Annotated in this window: 18 protein-coding genes; 15 read left to right on the top strand and 3 right to left on the bottom strand. The window is 44.0% G+C overall.

The window, feature by feature from the left end:
* The 12 genes from ACU696_RS15505 (at window position 1) to ACU696_RS15450 (ending at window position 10,621) form a co-directional block, all read left to right on the top strand.
* Entirely contained in the window at window positions 1–912 is a 912-nt protein-coding gene (locus tag ACU696_RS15505) for a baseplate assembly protein (protein WP_447343176.1), read from the top strand.
* On the top strand, window positions 905–1,516 hold the full coding sequence (locus tag ACU696_RS15500) for a phage tail protein I (RefSeq protein ID WP_048606836.1): 612 nt from the start codon (window positions 905–907) through the stop codon (window positions 1,514–1,516). The genes ACU696_RS15505 and ACU696_RS15500 overlap by 8 nt, the downstream gene beginning before the upstream one ends.
* Window positions 1,513–3,210: a phage tail-collar fiber domain-containing protein gene (locus tag ACU696_RS15495; RefSeq protein ID WP_447343175.1), complete on the top strand. Its 1,698-nt coding sequence runs from the start codon at window positions 1,513–1,515 to the stop codon at window positions 3,208–3,210. Before ACU696_RS15500 ends, ACU696_RS15495 begins: the two co-directional genes overlap by 4 nt.
* Window positions 3,210–3,830: a tail fiber assembly protein gene (locus tag ACU696_RS15490; protein ID WP_447343174.1), complete on the top strand. Its 621-nt coding sequence runs from the start codon at window positions 3,210–3,212 to the stop codon at window positions 3,828–3,830. The genes ACU696_RS15495 and ACU696_RS15490 overlap by 1 nt, the downstream gene beginning before the upstream one ends.
* A gap of 123 nt (window positions 3,831–3,953) precedes the next feature.
* Complete coding sequence (locus tag ACU696_RS15485; protein ID WP_447343173.1) at window positions 3,954–5,126, top strand: phage tail sheath protein; 1,173 nt, start codon at window positions 3,954–3,956, stop codon at window positions 5,124–5,126.
* A gap of 2 nt (window positions 5,127–5,128) precedes the next feature.
* Window positions 5,129–5,644, top strand: a complete 516-nt coding sequence (locus ACU696_RS15480) for a phage major tail tube protein (protein ID WP_036962042.1) — start codon at window positions 5,129–5,131, stop codon at window positions 5,642–5,644.
* A 9-nt stretch (window positions 5,645–5,653) separates the two neighbouring features.
* Entirely contained in the window at window positions 5,654–5,962 is a 309-nt protein-coding gene (locus ACU696_RS15475) for a phage tail assembly protein (RefSeq protein WP_036962040.1), read from the top strand.
* 14 nt (window positions 5,963–5,976) lie between these two features.
* Window positions 5,977–6,096: a GpE family phage tail protein gene (locus ACU696_RS15470; RefSeq protein WP_036962273.1), complete on the top strand. Its 120-nt coding sequence runs from the start codon at window positions 5,977–5,979 to the stop codon at window positions 6,094–6,096.
* Window positions 6,089–8,788 carry a phage tail tape measure protein gene (locus ACU696_RS15465; protein ID WP_447343172.1) on the top strand — a complete coding sequence of 900 codons (2,700 nt, stop codon included), beginning with the start codon at window positions 6,089–6,091 and terminating at the stop codon, window positions 8,786–8,788. The genes ACU696_RS15470 and ACU696_RS15465 overlap by 8 nt, the downstream gene beginning before the upstream one ends.
* A 2-nt stretch (window positions 8,789–8,790) precedes the next feature.
* On the top strand, window positions 8,791–9,237 hold the full coding sequence (locus tag ACU696_RS15460; protein ID WP_102140831.1) for a phage tail protein: 447 nt from the start codon (window positions 8,791–8,793) through the stop codon (window positions 9,235–9,237).
* Window positions 9,234–10,331 carry a phage late control D family protein gene (locus ACU696_RS15455; protein ID WP_214195998.1) on the top strand — a complete coding sequence of 366 codons (1,098 nt, stop codon included), beginning with the start codon at window positions 9,234–9,236 and terminating at the stop codon, window positions 10,329–10,331. Before ACU696_RS15460 ends, ACU696_RS15455 begins: the two co-directional genes overlap by 4 nt.
* Before the next feature lie 71 nt (window positions 10,332–10,402).
* A complete protein-coding gene (locus ACU696_RS15450; protein ID WP_102140616.1) occupies window positions 10,403–10,621 on the top strand; it encodes an ogr/Delta-like zinc finger family protein in 219 nt (72 codons plus the stop codon).
* Between the two features lie 68 nt (window positions 10,622–10,689).
* Here ACU696_RS15450 and ACU696_RS15445 read toward each other — a convergent pair whose 3' ends face one another.
* On the bottom strand, window positions 10,690–11,043 hold the full coding sequence (locus ACU696_RS15445) for a hypothetical protein (RefSeq protein WP_048606821.1): 354 nt from the start codon (window positions 11,041–11,043) through the stop codon (window positions 10,690–10,692).
* Between the two features lie 659 nt (window positions 11,044–11,702).
* Here ACU696_RS15445 and ACU696_RS15440 point away from each other — a divergent pair.
* Complete coding sequence (locus tag ACU696_RS15440) at window positions 11,703–12,416, top strand: RNA polymerase sigma factor FliA (protein ID WP_209101359.1); 714 nt, start codon at window positions 11,703–11,705, stop codon at window positions 12,414–12,416.
* 368 nt (window positions 12,417–12,784) lie between these two features.
* Here the strand turns inward: ACU696_RS15440 and ACU696_RS15435 are convergent, their stop codons facing one another.
* Window positions 12,785–13,261 (bottom strand): GNAT family N-acetyltransferase, encoded by a 477-nt coding sequence (locus ACU696_RS15435; protein ID WP_272671058.1) that lies wholly within the window; start codon window positions 13,259–13,261, stop codon window positions 12,785–12,787.
* 182 nt (window positions 13,262–13,443) lie between these two features.
* Here ACU696_RS15435 and cbpA point away from each other — a divergent pair, with 182 nt between their 5' ends.
* Both cbpA and ACU696_RS15425 read left to right on the top strand, forming a co-directional pair.
* Entirely contained in the window at window positions 13,444–14,385 is a 942-nt protein-coding gene (gene cbpA, locus ACU696_RS15430; RefSeq protein WP_209101650.1) for a curved DNA-binding protein, read from the top strand.
* A complete protein-coding gene (locus tag ACU696_RS15425) occupies window positions 14,385–14,678 on the top strand; it encodes a chaperone modulator CbpM (RefSeq protein ID WP_004910002.1) in 294 nt (97 codons plus the stop codon). The genes cbpA and ACU696_RS15425 overlap by 1 nt, the downstream gene beginning before the upstream one ends.
* A gap of 227 nt (window positions 14,679–14,905) precedes the next feature.
* On the opposite strand, the gene ACU696_RS15420 is transcribed toward ACU696_RS15425, so the two are convergent.
* Window positions 14,906–15,523, bottom strand: coding sequence for a bifunctional 4-hydroxy-2-oxoglutarate aldolase/2-dehydro-3-deoxy-phosphogluconate aldolase (locus ACU696_RS15420; RefSeq protein ID WP_004910004.1), 618 nt, complete (start codon window positions 15,521–15,523; stop codon window positions 14,906–14,908).
* Between the last annotated feature and the right edge of the window lies 1 nt (window position 15,524).

Here is a 15,524-nt window from a genome sequence, read left to right as displayed (position 1 = left end):
ATGGCAGCCAGTATTGATTTAAGTTTATTACCGGCACCGGATGTGGTCGAAACGTTAGATTATGAGGTGCTCTTTGCCGAACGCAAAGCGGCGCTCATTGCTGCGATGCCAGCAGAACAACGGGAAGCCATCACCCGCACCTTAGAATTGGAATCTGAGCCGTTAACCAAATTATTGCAAGAGAGCTGCTACCGTGAATTGATTTTACGTCAGCGCGTTAATGAAGCGGCTCGTGCAAGTATGGTGGCCTTTGCCACCGGTGCCGACCTTGACCAACTCGCGGCCAATAACAACGTGAAACGCCTGATGTTATCAGCCGGCGATGAAAACGCCATCCCACCGATTGCACCGGTATATGAGTCAGATTCCAATTTACGCATGCGTATACCGGCCGCTTTTGAAGCGTTAAGCGTAGCTGGCCCGATTGGCAGTTATGAATATCACGCACGCTCTGCCGATGGTCGGGTTTCTGACGCTTCTGTCATTAGCCCATTACCGGCTCACGTCACTGTCACCGTTTTATCTCGTGAGGGAAACGGCAGCGCACCTGCTGATTTAATTGAAAAAGTCGATATGGCGCTAAACGATGAGGACGTTAGGCCGGTTGCTGACCGTGTCACCGTACAATCAGCCAAGATTATCAATTATGAAATCGACGCTGTGATTTACTGTTATCCCTCTCCTGAATATGAGCCGATTATGGAGGCGGCAGAGGAACAAGTGAAACGTTATGCGACACAGCAACACCGACTAGGCCGTGACATTGTCCTTAGTGCCATTTATGCCGCTTTGCATGTTCAAGGCGTGCAACGCGTTGAACTGAAAAAGCCGGTTGCAGATATCAAATTGGATAAAACACAGGCCAGCTTCTGCACACAAATTAATGTGGCATTAGGGGGCTCAGATGAATAATCGTTTATTACCTGTCGGCTCATCACCGTTAGAGCTCGCGGCGGCCGAGTCATTGGCACAGATTGAGCGCGTGCCTATTCCTATTCGTGAACTTTGGAACCCTGATAAATGCCCCGTGCATTTGCTGCCGTATCTGGCGTGGGCGTTCAGCGTTGACCGATGGGATAAAAACTGGACTGAAAAAGCCAAACGGGATGCCGTGAAAGCCGCGATGTTTATTCATAAACACAAGGGAACGATAGGGGCATTGCGCCGTGTGGTGGAGCCGTTGGGTTATTTAATCCGCGTGATTGAGTGGTGGAAAACCAACGAAACCGCCGGCACGTTTCGCCTTGATATCGGGGTGCTTGAAACTGGTATTACTGAGGAAATGTATCAAGAGTTAGAAGCATTGATTTTTGATGCAAAGCCGGCGAGCCGTCACCTTGTGGGGCTCACTATCCAACTTGAAACGCGCGGTGAGTTTTATTGCGCGGCATCCAGTTACACCGGTGACTCGTTGACTGTTTATGCGTATACACCGCCTTTAATTTCTGTTTCTGGCCTTGATGTTCAAGGTGCGGCTATTCACTTAATTGATGAAATGAGGATTAATCCACAATGAAATACTTTGCCTTACTCACAAAATTAGGTGAGAACTTATTAGCCCAAGCGACAGCGCTAGGGACAAAACTTGAATTAACACATATGGCGGTGGGCGATGGTGGCGGGAGTTTGCCAACACCAGACACAAATCAAACTAAATTAATTGCTGAAAAACGCAGAGCCGCCATTAACACATTATTTATTGATGATAAAAATAAAAATCAAATCATTGCTGAACAAATTATTCCAGAACAGGATGGCGGTTGGTGGATACGTGAGATTGGCTTATTTGATAAAGCCGGTAATTTAATTGCGGTAGCAAACTGCCCCGAAACGTACAAGCCACAATTAGCGGAGGGGTCAGGCCGTACGCAATCTATTCGAATGGTATTGATTGTCAGCCACACTGAATCCGTCACATTAAAAATTGATCCGTCGGTGGTACTAGCAACTCGTGAGTATGTGAATACTGAAATTACCGTTATTGATAAAAAAATTGATGCACTATCAGCGCAAACCAAACTGGATTTAAATAAAAAATTCGATAAAGCGAATATTTCAGGCCAGAAAGGCAACGATAACGACAAAGTCCCTAGCCTGAATTTGTTTACGACTGAGATTGGTAAACTTGCCGCACTTGGGTACAGCTATTCAAAAATTGAATCAGACGGCAGATATCAACCTAAAGGAAATTATGCCCCTGCGGGTGACTATGCAACAAAATCTGAACTTAAAAATGGGCTTGATGGAAAACTAAATACATCATCACCAGAAGCAGAAAATAGATTAACAGTAAAAAATACTGGGGATTATGCTGCTATATCGCTCAAAAAAAATTCAAATAATAATGGTGAGCGTGTTGATATTGAAACAATGCCAAACGCAAATAATAGTTCGCTAAACATTATTTATCGAGACAAAGACGGGAGAAATGTATCTGTTACTAGCATACCTAAAAAAACAGGTACTACAATGTTAGTTGGCGATTTTGGCTGGGGTGCGACAAAAAAAGAAAATTCAATAAAAGAGACTGATTTTGGCATTAATAAACATAGAACATTTGGTGTTTTTTATCATGATTCAGATGCGAAAAATACACCAAATGGCCATCAATATGGCGGAGGGATATTTTTTGGTCGAGACCCAGCCGTATCTACCCACATGCTTTATTCGCCAGATTGGTCAAATCGGTTATATATGCGCTCTTCCAAAAGCGCATCAACGATGAATGATTGGGCTGAGTTTTATAGTACAGAGATTGCCAAATCCGATCGTAATGGACATTTAAAACACACTAACTTTCCAGATGAATTAAGTGATTACCCTGTAGGTGCTCCGATTCCATGGCCTCAGGCTACCGCTCCAGCAGGTTTTTTAGTCTGCAATGGACAGTCATTCAATAAAACAACCTATCCACTTTTAGCAAAAGCATATCCAACAGGGGTTTTACCTGATTTACGAGGAGAGTTCCTTCGAGGTCTTGATGCGGGGCGCGGTGTTGATTCTGGTCGTGCGGTTCTATCTGCTCAAGGAGATGCATTTCGAGCACATAACCACTCGGTAATTGGCGAAGATTCCGGCTCTGGTACCTCCTATTTTGGTCGGGGTAATGGAAGTCGTCGTTCAATTGCAAAAGACGCGATGAACCTTGAGGGCGGAACTGAAACACGTCCGCGCAACATTGCATTTTTATATATCGTGAGAGCAGCATAATGAAAAACTATAATTTAGAGATTGAACAAGCCGAAATTGGCGAAAATGGTTTAGCAACAAAAGCGGGTTGGATTAAAGTCTACATCGCAGACCCACAAACGCGCGAATATTTAAACGCGAGCATGGAGAATATTTATTTTGATGTAAGTGTGTCCGCTGGTGCTTATATTGATGCGCCAGAATTACCGACAAAAGCGAGCTTTGCGGTGGTGCGTAGTGAAGATGGCTCCAAATGGGAAATTGTCACCGATAACAGAGGGAAAACGGCTTACAGCACAGAAACCCGCCAACCGATTGAAATTGATTTTATTGGCGATTTGTCCGATACGCTAACTTTCTTAGAACCGAAAACAGAATTTGATAAGTGGAACGGCAAAAAATGGGTAACAGATATTGAATCTCAAAAAGCGGTATTGGTTGCACAAGCCGAGCAGGAAAAGGCGCAGCGATTAGAGGAAGCGAATGCCACTATCACGTATTTACAAGATGCCATTGAAGTCGGTCTTGATGATGACGATTACCAAGCAAAATTAACAGCGTGGAAAACATACCGTGTTTTGTTAAACCGTGTTGATACTTCACTCGCACCAGATATTGATTGGCCTGAAAAACCCGAATAACATTAATCTACTCTGTGCCCCAATCAACGGGGCTTTGTTTCATCCCTCACACAATCCCCATTTCGTGCATTTGTCTTAACCCCAACCCAAAATTGAGCTATTGCAAAATAGAGGACGCTAGTAATGGCTCAAGATTATCACCACGGCGTGCGAGTGATTGAACTCAACGAAGGCACGCGACCCATTCGCACCATCAACACCGCCATTGTCGGAATGGTGTGTACTGCTGATGATGCAGACGCAAAAGCCTTTCCACTCAATACCCCTGTTTTAATTACAGATGTGAAAAATGCAGCGGGTAAAGCTGGCGAAACTGGCACGCTTGCTCGCTCACTGGATGCCATCGGTAACCAATCAAAACCGGTCACCGTGGTTGTACGTGTTGAACAAGGCGAAAGCGAAGCAGAAACCACATCCAATATTATTGGTGGCACCACGCCCGATGGCCGCAAAACCGGCTTGCAGGCATTAACCGTGGCGCAAGGCCGTTTAGGTGTTAAGCCTCGCATTCTAGCCGTACCGGCTCATGATACACAGGCGGTTTCATCAACGCTCGCCGGTATCGCGCAAAAAATGCGTGCCATGGCTTATATTAGCGCCTATGGCAGTAAAACTATTTCAGATGCCATTGATTACCGTAAAAACTTTAATCAACGTGAATTAATGTTGATTTGGCCTGAATTCCAAAGTTGGGACACCGTCACGAATGCAGAGAGTAATATCTACGCCACCGCGTGTGCCTTGGGTTTACGTGCCAAGATTGATAATGAAATTGGCTGGCATAAAACCTTGTCTAACGTGGGCGTTAATGGTGTAACGGGCATTTCTGCCGATGTGTCATGGGATTTACAAGACCCTGCCACCGATGCCGGCTTACTTAACGAAAACGATATCACCACGCTAATTCGCAATAACGGCTTCAAGTTTTGGGGCTCCCGTACTTGCTCTGATGATCCGTTGTTTGCCTTTGAGTCCTACACCCGCACCGCACAGGTGTTATCCGACACCATCGCCGAGGGGCTAGACTGGTCCATTGACGGCACGCTCAATCCCTCACTGGCTCGTGACATTATCGAAAGTATCAATGCAAAACTGCGCAGCATGACAACGCAAGGCTATTTGTTAGGCGGTGAATGTTGGTTCGATCCAGACGTTAACACCAAAGAAGAGCTGAAAAGCGGCAAGTTATACATTGATTATGACTATACAGCCGTACCCCCACTGGAAAACTTACTGTTACGTCAGCGTATCACTGACCGCTATTTATTGGATTTTGGCTCAAAAATTAAGGGGTAATCATGGCCTTACCACGCAAACTTAAAGATTTAAATTTATTCAATGAGGGTGAAAGCTATATGGGGCGTATTGAAGAAATCACGCTACCGAAAATCACCCGTAAATTTGAAACCTATCGCGGCGGCGGCATGAATGGCGGCGTCAAAATTGATATGGGGTTAGAAGATGATGCCCTCTCAGCCGAATTAACATTTGGGGGCTTAGAAGCTCAGCTTTATAAGCAATGGGGTATCACTCAAATTGATGGCGTGATGTTACGCCTCAATTGTGCTTATCAACGCCAAGATACCAAAGAATACACCGCCGTTGAGGTCGTGTTACGGGGTCGATTCAGTGAAATTGACTCCGGTAATGGCAAGGCCGGTGAAAATACCCAAGTCAAAGCGCCTTTTAATGCCACGTATTACAAACTCATTTGGGATGGTGAAACACTCATTGAGATTGATTTACTCAATATGATTGAAAAAGTTGATGGTGTTGACCGCCTAGAAGAACAACGCGCCGCATTAGGTTTATAGGAAAAGTAAATGACTGAACCCGTAGAAAAAAATCAAATCACCGTGACGCTAGATGAACCCATCACGCGTGGAACAACCACAGTGACAGAGATTGTGGTACGTAAACCCAATTCTGGCGCATTGCGTGGTGTTCGTTTAGCCGCACTGATGGAAATGGATGTGGATTCGGCGATGTTGGTATTACCCCGCGTCACCGCACCGGCATTGACGAAACCCGAATTAATCATGATGAACCCTGCGGATATGCTGAATTTAACCAAAGAGCTTGTGCTTTTTTTGTTACCGAAGTCGGTGACTATGGATTTCCAGAACGATTAACCGTCAATGATTTAGTGGCAGATATTGCCACTATTTTTCACTGGTCACCCGCTGTCACCGATGAATTTTCCCTAACTGAATTATTAGAATGGCGTTATCACGCCCTTAAACGTAGCGGTGTAGAAGATGAGTAAAGATTTACGTTTACAGGTGATTTTAAGCGCCGTCGATAAATTTACGAAACCGTTTAAGAGCGCCCAAGCGTCGAATAAAAAATTGGCGGAAACCCTCCGCCAATCTAAACAACAACTCAAAGAGCTCAACAACCAAGCCAAGCAAATTGACGGGTTTAAGAAAACCAAGCAATCCCTTGATAGTGCGAGTCAAGCGTATCAACAGGCTACCGCCAAAGTTAGCCGGCTCGCACGTGAATTATCCACCGTTCAAAATCCCACGAGGGCCCAATCACGGGAGCTTGACCGCGCAAAAGCGGCGGCCGCAAAACTCAAAGCTGAAACCGGCACACTGAGTGCCTCATTGCAGCGCCAACGGGAAGCCCTAAAAGGCAGTGGGATTTCAACACGCCAGCTAAGCCAAGCCCAAATCAAATTAAATAGCGACATTGCCAGCACAAGCCGGCGATTACAGCAACAAGAGCAGCAACTAAAACGGGTAGCCAACCAAGAAAAGCGAATGTCTGCGGCAAAAAATAGCTATCAAAATGCCATGGGAGTGCGTAATAAAATGGCCGGTAGCGGCGCGGGTATGCTTGCATCCGGTGTGGGGTTAGGTTATGCGGCTAAAAAAGTCTTAGTACCCGGCTATGATTTTGAAATCGGCATGTCGAAAGTGCAAGCCTTAACCCGCCTTGATAAAAATTCCGACGACTACAAGATGTTAAGGGAGCAAGCGCGAGACCTTGGGGCGACAACCGCATTCACCGCTAATGAAGTTGCACAAGGCCAAGCGTTCTATGCCATGGCTGGTTTTAAGCCAGAACAAATTAAAAATGCCATGTCCGGTACTTTATCCATGTCATTGGCCGGTGATATCGACTTGGCCACCACGGCTGATATTGGTTCCAACATCTTGACCGGCTTTAAGCTGAATTCTAATGAAATGAACCGTGTCAGTGATGCCCTTGTTGCCACCTTTACCCGTTCAAACGTCAACCTCACGATGCTCGGTGACACCATGAAATATGTAGCGCCAGTGGCATCAGGTCTTGGTGTTGATATAGAAACAGCAGCCGCAGCCGCGGGAAAACTGGGTGATGCGGGTATTCAGGCTAGCATGGCGGGTACAGGATTAAAATCTATTTTAGGTCGTTTGGCTGAACCACCTAAAATGGCAGGTGAAGCTCTTGATAAACTGAAAATTAAAACTCGTGATTCAAAAGGTAACTTGCGTGAATTTACAGATATACTTGTTGAACTAGATAAAAAAACCAAAAAAATGGGTAATGCAGAACGTGCGGGATTATTCAAGCATATTGCGGGCGAAGAGGCATTTGCAGCCCTAACGGTACTTGTTGACCAAGCAGGAAGCGGGCAATTACAAACTTTAATTTCTGAAGTTAAAGCCGCCAAAGGGGAAGCGGAAAAAGTCGCCAAAACCATGACAGATAACCTTGATGGCGACTTAAAAAACTTAACCTCGGCTTATGAAGATGTAGGAATACAAATTTTTGGCGGTGCAGATAGCCCTTTGCGGGATATCACTAAACGAGTCACAGACCTCATTTCGAAGTTTGGCCAATGGGCAAAGAAAAACCCTGAACTGATCAAACAAATCACCATGATCAGCTTGGGGTTAGGTGCGGTGCTGGCCGTTGGTGGCGGTATCACATTGATGATTGCGGCATTAATTGGACCACTCGCCATGGCAAAATTAAGCCTGTCCGTATTAGGTATCAAAGGCAGTGGTTTTCTATCATTACTGATTAAGCCTATTAAGTTAATTGGAACGGCATTTATGATGCTAGGCCGTGCGCTATTAGCTAACCCGATTATCTTATTTATCGCAGGGATCGCTGGCGCGGCTTACCTGATTTATAAATATTGGGATGATATCGTTCCGTACGCAAAAAAATTATGGAACAGAGTGACAGAGATATTTTCCCAGTTTTGGGAGGGGGTTAAATCCTATGTGCTGAATTGGGGGCTTGTCGGGCTAGTCTATCAACACTGGGATGAGATTGTCGCTATCACTTCTCGCATGTGGGCATTAGTTAAGAAAACCATTTCTGATAAGTGGGATCAGATTGTCGCGGATGTTAAAGGTTTGCCGGAACGTTTTAAACAAATTGGCGGTGAGATCATTGATAGCCTGAAAAACGGCATTCTGGAAAAATGGGAGGCACTGAAAGCTCAATTTGCCGAACTCAAGCAAATGGCCACAAACATATTACCCGATTGGATGCTTTCAGATGAAACCAAAACTGTCCGCGCCATGTCACAAGTGACCGTTATTCAAGCCGGTATGAAAAGTGCGGGCATGTTCGACAATGGCGGATTTATCCCTAGTGGACAATTTGGCATTGTCGGCGAAAAAGCCCCTGAAATAGTAACTGGCCCTGCTCATATAACTAGCCGGAGAAAAACCGCTGCGCTGGCTGCGGCGGCATTAACTATGGGCTCTATGACCGCGACAGCAAAACCCATCCATCCTTATGCTTTACCCGCAAATAGCTATCAATCCGCACCAACAAACATAAACCAAAGCAATCATGCGGCAAATACTGCGCCGGTCACTATCAATGTTTATCCATTACCGAACCAGTCAGCAAACGATATTGCAAGAGAAGTCGCCAGACAATTAGAGCAAAACCAACGGCGTGAACAGGCAAGACGACTGAGTCGGTATCAAGACAGCGAGGACGATTAATTATGGCAATGGCAGCACTAGGCTTGTTTGTCTTTCAATTAAATACAACGCCTTACCAGATGATGCAAATTAACCAAAAATACCGTTATGGCGTGAATAATCGTGTCGGCAAACGTCCCGCAGTTCAATTTATCGGCCTTGATAATGACGATATCACATTAAGTGGCTCATTATTTCCGTCACTGACTGGCGGCAGACTGTCATTGCTGGTATTGGAGCAAATGGCAGAAACGGGGAAAGCATGGTCGCTGATTGATGGCTCAGGCACCATTTACGGTATGTTTGTGATTGAAGAAATCACCCAATCGAAAAGTATTTTTTTTGATGATGGCTCGGCCAGAAAAATTGATTTTACGCTGAAATTAAAACGCACTGATGAATCGCTGTCTCAAATGTTTGGCGATCTAGGTCAGCAACTCAATGATATTCGCGGAGCCTTACCGCTATGAGTTTTTTAACCAAAGATGAACTAACCCCTGCTTTTGCGCTCGCGGCAGGCGGTGAAAATATTAATAGCCTGATTCAGGGGCGTTTAATGTCATTAACCATGACTGATAACCGCGGCTTTGAAGCTGACCAATTAGATATTGAATTAGATGACAGCGACGGAAAACTCGCCTTACCTAAACGTGGAGAAACCTTATCATTGCATCTTGGTTGGAAAAACGAACCGCTGATCTACAAGGGGACGTTTACGGTTGATGAGGTTGAACATAGCGGCGTGCCCGATAAGCTCACGATCCGTGGTCGTAGTGCGGACTTTCGCGACACTTTAAACGTCAAGCGTGAGCAGTCTTACCATCAAAAATCGTTGGGCGATATTGTACGCACCTTGGCGGAACGCAATAAGTTAAAGGCGGTTATTGATGAAAAGTTAGATAAAATTAAACTCGCTCATATCGACCAAACCAACGAATCGGACGGCTCATTTTTAACGCGAGTGGCGAAATCCGAGGGGGCAATCGTCGCAGTTAAAAACGGGAATTTACTGTTTATGAAACAAGGCCAAGGCTTAACCGCCAGTGGTCAGCCCATTCAAACTATGCACATTACTCGCTCAGTCGGTGACGGACACCGTTTTTCACTGGCCGATCGTGGTGCATATACCGGTGTTATTGCTAACTGGCTTGATACACGTGAGCCGAAAAAGAAAAAAGCAGTGACGGTAAAGCGTAAGCGAAAAAGCAAACAACCTGCAAAACTCGCCAAACCGAAAGAAAAACAAGGGGAATATTTAGCCGGCGAACAAGGGAACGTCCTGACGCTTTCCCATACTTACGCGACTAAAGAAAACGCCGCTCGAGCCGCAAAAGCCAACTGGGAAAAAATCCAACGTGGTGTTGCGTCATTTTCGATTCAACTCGCGGTTGGTCGTGCAGATCTCTACCCTGAAATGCCTGTCACCGTCAGCGGATTTAAACCCGAAATTGATAACGCGGACTGGACATTAACGCGAGTCGTTCATTCACTGAATGACAGTGGTTTTACAACCGCATTAGAGCTAGAGGTAAAAATCTCGGATTTAGATATAGCTGACGAATAATTTTTTAGACTGTATAAAAACACATGATATAATTCACATAACATCAACATCATGACAAAAGGTAATCTATCATGATGAATTGTCCAGAATGCGGTCATGCTGCACATACACGTAGCTCCTATCAAGTCTCATCCGAAACCAAAGAACGTTATAACCAGTGCCAAAATATTAATTGTGGTTGCACATTTGTCAGTCACGAATCAGTGACCAAAATTGTTGTTAAACCTGCACATATTAATGTTGTTGAACCGCATCCGAACAAATATCAACAACCCTCTTTAGCATTATAGAAATCAAAGCCCCTCAATTGAGGGGCTAATTTTTGAAAACCTGATACATTCAGAGTGTAATGCGGATACTAATATTGGCCTTGAGATGCTACACCTGCAATAACAGCCGTCATTGTAGAGAAAAAGAAAAGGAAAAATACCGCAGTAAGGATAATAGATAATATGAAATACACTAATCCGGCTCTATTCCATGTCTCTTGTACTTTCATAAAAGTTTCAACAGAATCATAATCCCCATTTTTCCAAGCCCATTCATTACCTTTGAAGCCACAAACGAAAATCCAAATTAAATTAAAAACAGGTATTAAAGCAAGTAAAGGAAGGTATGACTTATTACCAAACCCCCAGATAATGTTGAAAACAAAAGCCCCCCAATTCCATCTCTTAATTTCTTGAGGTACTGCTTTATTCGTGTATGACATCTGAAATCCCTATATGTAAGTAAAATAGCAATAAAAAATCTGCAACATGATACATGACGAAGATACATAAGTTAAATTTTCATATCCACACATAAAGATATCAATTTGAACTTGCGCCTAAAAAATAAACCCCTCAAGCGAGGGGTTTATTAGTCTATAATATTAAGTGTGGTCGATATGTGGACATCGGCAGAAATAAATCCTTTTATTTCATATAATTAAACCACTATAGCAAGGCCAGCATTGCTGGCCTTTTCTTTGCCCGTCATATTAGCCGTCATATTTCGCACCATAGCGTTGTTGGCTTCATAAGTTCATCCGAATCACGTACTTATGTACGCTCATCGGTATAAACTTATTTGCCGTCTAGCTATAGCACGAACTCTATAGGCTAAAGAAACATATTTTTAAAGCCAAAACACCAAAAGCTAAAAATGGTTCAAAAAGTGGTTTTAACAAACCAACCACTCCCACTTGTATTACCAGTAAAACCCTCTGAAAATTGTGTTAAAACAATCATTAACCTGGTAATTATTCAAATTTGACCTATTTAGGATAAGGCAAATAAAGCCACATTTAGTGCCTTACTCTACGGATTGAATTCAAAACCAACACAGATAATGAATACCTTTTATAAAGCTTGAAGGGTGATTCAGGTTGTGAGTGATTTGTATACTGCCGAAGGTGTGATTAATAAAAATAGCCTATGGGAGCGTTATTACCCTCTAATACGCCATGAAGCCCTGAAACTGCAAGTCAGACTACCCGCCAGTGTTGATATCGACGACTTAATTCAAGCGGGGGGCATTGGTTTACTGCATGCATTGGAACGTTTCGATGTTACCCAAGGGGCATCGTTTGCCACGTATGCAGTGCAGCGAATTCGTGGTTCGATGTTAGATGAATTGCGTAGCCGTGACTGGGCGCCGCGCAGTGTGCGCCGCCAAGCACGAGAAATGACCAAAGCCATTGGTGTGCTGGAGCAATCGTTAGGGCGCAGCGCCACCGAGCCGGAAATCGCCAAAGCGTTGGATATCGACCTTGCGGAGTATCGCCAAGCGCTACTAGATACCAATAATAGTCAACTGTTTTCCTACGATGAGTGGCATGAAATTCACGGGGAAAGCTGTGAGCCGCAAATGGATGAAGACGATGGCGGCAACCCGCTGAGTTTGTTGCTGGATTCTAGCCTACGTGACCAAATCGCGGCGGCAATCAATCAGTTACCAGAACGCGAAAAAATGGTGCTGACACTGTATTACCAAGAAGAGCTGAATCTTAAAGAGATTGGGGCGGTGTTGGATGTCGGGGAGTCAAGGGTGAGTCAGCTGCATAGTCAGGCTATTAAGCGTCTCCGCGGCCGCCTCAGATAGATGCTCGTCATACTTCGCACCACAGCGTTGTTGGCTTCACTAGTTCACCCTAGTCACATACTTGTGTATGCTCCTAGGGCTAAACTAGCTTGCCGCCTAGCTGTAGCACGAATTATTTAGAGCATCAGTATTGAGTACTTTTAAAACTTATTTAAATTTGTTTTTTCTATTATAGGATGAATTGGTTAGGCTGTTGATATTTAAGTTTTTTATACTTCAAGCACATCGCTGCTTTCTAGACTTATGTCTGCTCCGGCTTCCTACCCACAATACGAATTATTTAGAGCATACGCAGAGGGGTATTTTAAAGCTCATTTAAATTTGTTTTTTCTACTATATTTCTACGCTTTTAACGATGTTACTTTCTATTATTCATCCAGTTCTGTCGATCTAGCCAAATAGTTCTCTGCCGTGGTGTGCCACGCTCTTGGGGATTGGGTGAAGCCCAGTTTTAAATATTCGGTGAGGTTACTGTCGGTGGAAAAAAATAAAATCTGGCAGTCGGCGGGGAGCTCTTCAGCGGCGAGGCGCATTAATTGGCGGTCGATGCCGTGTTTTTGATAATGCGCATCAACGGCCAGTTCGCAGATATAACAACAAGAACTAAAATCTGTTACTGTGCGGACAAACCCTACCACCTGCTCGCCATCCCATGCACTAACCAATAAATCCGCATTATTCAGCATCGCATCTAATTGGGTAAGATTATCGGTTGGCACGGCTTCTTTAAACGGTGACTGGCGAATTAACCGAATAAAATCCTCAATAGAGATAGCAAAGTTGACTTTATAGTTCAGGCGACTGGCAATAGCATCCATAGAGTTCCCTTTGTAATCAAACGACACTCTTATAGGTTTAGCCTGAAATAACGTAAATTTCCTGTTTTTTGTGGAATTTTATCATAGCCTAGCTATTCCAATTACTGCGTAAATGTCCTAAGTTAAATTCAAGGTAGTTGTGATGTTTAGCCCAACTGGGTAAATACCATAAGAATTCTATTCAACAGACAAGTGAACGAGATATGACTATGGAACTAAAGGATTATTACAGCATCATGGGTGTTAAACGCACTGATGATTTAAAAACCATTAAGACTGCGTATCGCCGTTTAGCGCGAAAATATCATCCTGACGTTAGTAAAGAACCGGATGCCGAAGCGCGCTTTAAAGAAATTGCAGAGGCATGGGCGGTACTTGGTGACAAAGAAAAACGCGCAGAATACGATGAAATGTGGGAACACAGGAATGACCCTTATTTTAACCAAGCTAACCAAGGCCAACAGAGCCACACCTATTCCCAGCAAGGGTTTGATGCAGGCGGCTTTGATGATATTTTTTCATCGATGTTTTCTCAACGAGCACGGGGTGGCAGCACAAGGCAGGCGCGCAGTCATCGTGGGCAGGATTTAGAAGTTGAATTGGCTATTTTCCTTGAAGAAAGCCAAGAGTCGCATAAGCGTACCATCAGTTATAACCTACCGGTCTATAACGCTTTTGGTTTTATCGAAAATGAAGTTCCCAAAACACTTAATGTCACTATCCCAGCAGGCGTGATTGACGGGCAACGCATCCGTTTAAAAGGGCAAGGCACTGCGGGGGAAAATGGCGGTGAAAATGGCGATTTGTGGATAACCATCCGCATTGCACCACACCCATTATTTGATATCAAAGGCCATGATTTAGAAGTGGTCGTGCCGCTTGCTCCATGGGAGGCAGCCCTCGGAACTAAAGTCACCATTCCAACATTAAAAGACCCAATTGTGATCACTGTTCCTGCTAATAGCCAAGCCGGACAAAAATTACGTATTAAAGGTAAGGGACTGAAACATAAAGGTACAGCAGGGGATTTGTATGCGATTATAAAAATCGTGATGCCAAATAGCAGTAATGCAGAAGCGGATGCGCTGTGGCAGAAATTGTCGGAGACCCAACAGAGTTTTGACCCACGTAAAAATTGGGGAGGCAAATAATGGAACAGTTCACATCATTAACCGTTATTGATTTCTGTATTCACACGGGTATTGCGGAAGAGGAATTACGGGAAATTGTCGGCCTTGGGATAGTTCAACCCATTGAAACTGCTAATGAATGGTTATTTGATGATCACGCAGTGATCATCGTGAGAAGGGCAGTGCGACTTTACCATGAGCTCGAAATTGACTGGCCGGGAATTGCAATGGCAATGAGCTTGATGGAGCAAAATGAGCGGCTTCAGCGTGAAAATGAGATGCTGCGGCTACAACTAAAACGTTTTATTGGTTAGTTAGCTAATAGTTTAATTGTTCACCACCACGAGCCTTAATAACTAAAATTGGGTTTGTGGTGGTTATAATTACATCTAAAATCTAAATTATTAGTAAATTGTATTATATTTTTTGATTAATTTGATAAAGCTAATAATTAAATAATATTTTAATGAACACGAACAACAAAAAAGCCCTTACCATCCAGTAAGGGCGTAATAACGACAACGAGATTTTTTATTGTTAATTAAATGGTTGCAGCTTCAGCAATTAACTTACCAAGCTCTTGCCAGTTCTCACTATCAATAAGGTCATTGGGCACCATCCATGAACCGCCGCACACTAATACAGAAGGTAGTGCTGTGTATTCTTTAATATTTTTCACACCAATACCGCCAGTTGGCATAAATTTAACCGGGTAAACGGCGCTGAGTGCTTTGAGCATGGCAACCCCGCCAGAGGCTTCGGCTGGAAAGAATTTCAACGTGGTGAGATTAAATTCAAGGGCTTGTTCTACTAAACTTGGATTATTCACACCAGGAATAATAATCACGTTCTTTTGTTGGCAATAGGCGACAATTTTGGGGTTAAAGCCCGGGCTGACGATAAAATCCACACCCGCTTCAATGGCTTGGTCAACTTGCTCTGTGGTTAATACGGTACCTGCAGCAATCAGTAATTCAGGGTAGGCAGCACGCATATTTTTAATCGCTTGTACCGCGGCCGGGGTGCGGAAGGTGACCTCTGCACATGGCAGGCCATTATCCACTAAGGCTTTTGCTAATGGCGCACCATGCTCTGCACTATTAATGGTGATAACAGGAACAACATTGAGTTTCTTAATTCTTTCAAGTAATTGATTCATG

The sequence above is a fragment of the Providencia sp. PROV_01 genome (assembly GCF_053098325.1).
This window is presented reverse-complemented; position numbering and strand designations above follow the sequence as displayed.

Coding starts and splice junctions, on each gene's coding strand:
- ACU696_RS15450 (WP_102140616.1), top strand. CDS start 10,403: ATGATGAATTGTCCAGAATGCGGTCATGCTGCACATACACGTAGCTCC.
- ACU696_RS15465 (WP_447343172.1), top strand. CDS start 6,089: ATGAGTAAAGATTTACGTTTACAGGTGATTTTAAGCGCCGTCGATAAA.
- ACU696_RS15445 (WP_048606821.1), bottom strand. CDS start 11,043: ATGTCATACACGAATAAAGCAGTACCTCAAGAAATTAAGAGATGGAAT.
- ACU696_RS15480 (WP_036962042.1), top strand. CDS start 5,129: ATGGCCTTACCACGCAAACTTAAAGATTTAAATTTATTCAATGAGGGT.
- ACU696_RS15500 (WP_048606836.1), top strand. CDS start 905: ATGAATAATCGTTTATTACCTGTCGGCTCATCACCGTTAGAGCTCGCG.
- ACU696_RS15495 (WP_447343175.1), top strand. CDS start 1,513: ATGAAATACTTTGCCTTACTCACAAAATTAGGTGAGAACTTATTAGCC.
- ACU696_RS15460 (WP_102140831.1), top strand. CDS start 8,791: ATGGCAATGGCAGCACTAGGCTTGTTTGTCTTTCAATTAAATACAACG.
- ACU696_RS15420 (WP_004910004.1), bottom strand. CDS start 15,523: ATGAATCAATTACTTGAAAGAATTAAGAAACTCAATGTTGTTCCTGTT.
- ACU696_RS15505 (WP_447343176.1), top strand. CDS start 1: ATGGCAGCCAGTATTGATTTAAGTTTATTACCGGCACCGGATGTGGTC.
- ACU696_RS15455 (WP_214195998.1), top strand. CDS start 9,234: ATGAGTTTTTTAACCAAAGATGAACTAACCCCTGCTTTTGCGCTCGCG.
- ACU696_RS15485 (WP_447343173.1), top strand. CDS start 3,954: ATGGCTCAAGATTATCACCACGGCGTGCGAGTGATTGAACTCAACGAA.
- ACU696_RS15475 (WP_036962040.1), top strand. CDS start 5,654: ATGACTGAACCCGTAGAAAAAAATCAAATCACCGTGACGCTAGATGAA.
- ACU696_RS15490 (WP_447343174.1), top strand. CDS start 3,210: ATGAAAAACTATAATTTAGAGATTGAACAAGCCGAAATTGGCGAAAAT.
- cbpA (WP_209101650.1), top strand. CDS start 13,444: ATGGAACTAAAGGATTATTACAGCATCATGGGTGTTAAACGCACTGAT.
- ACU696_RS15425 (WP_004910002.1), top strand. CDS start 14,385: ATGGAACAGTTCACATCATTAACCGTTATTGATTTCTGTATTCACACG.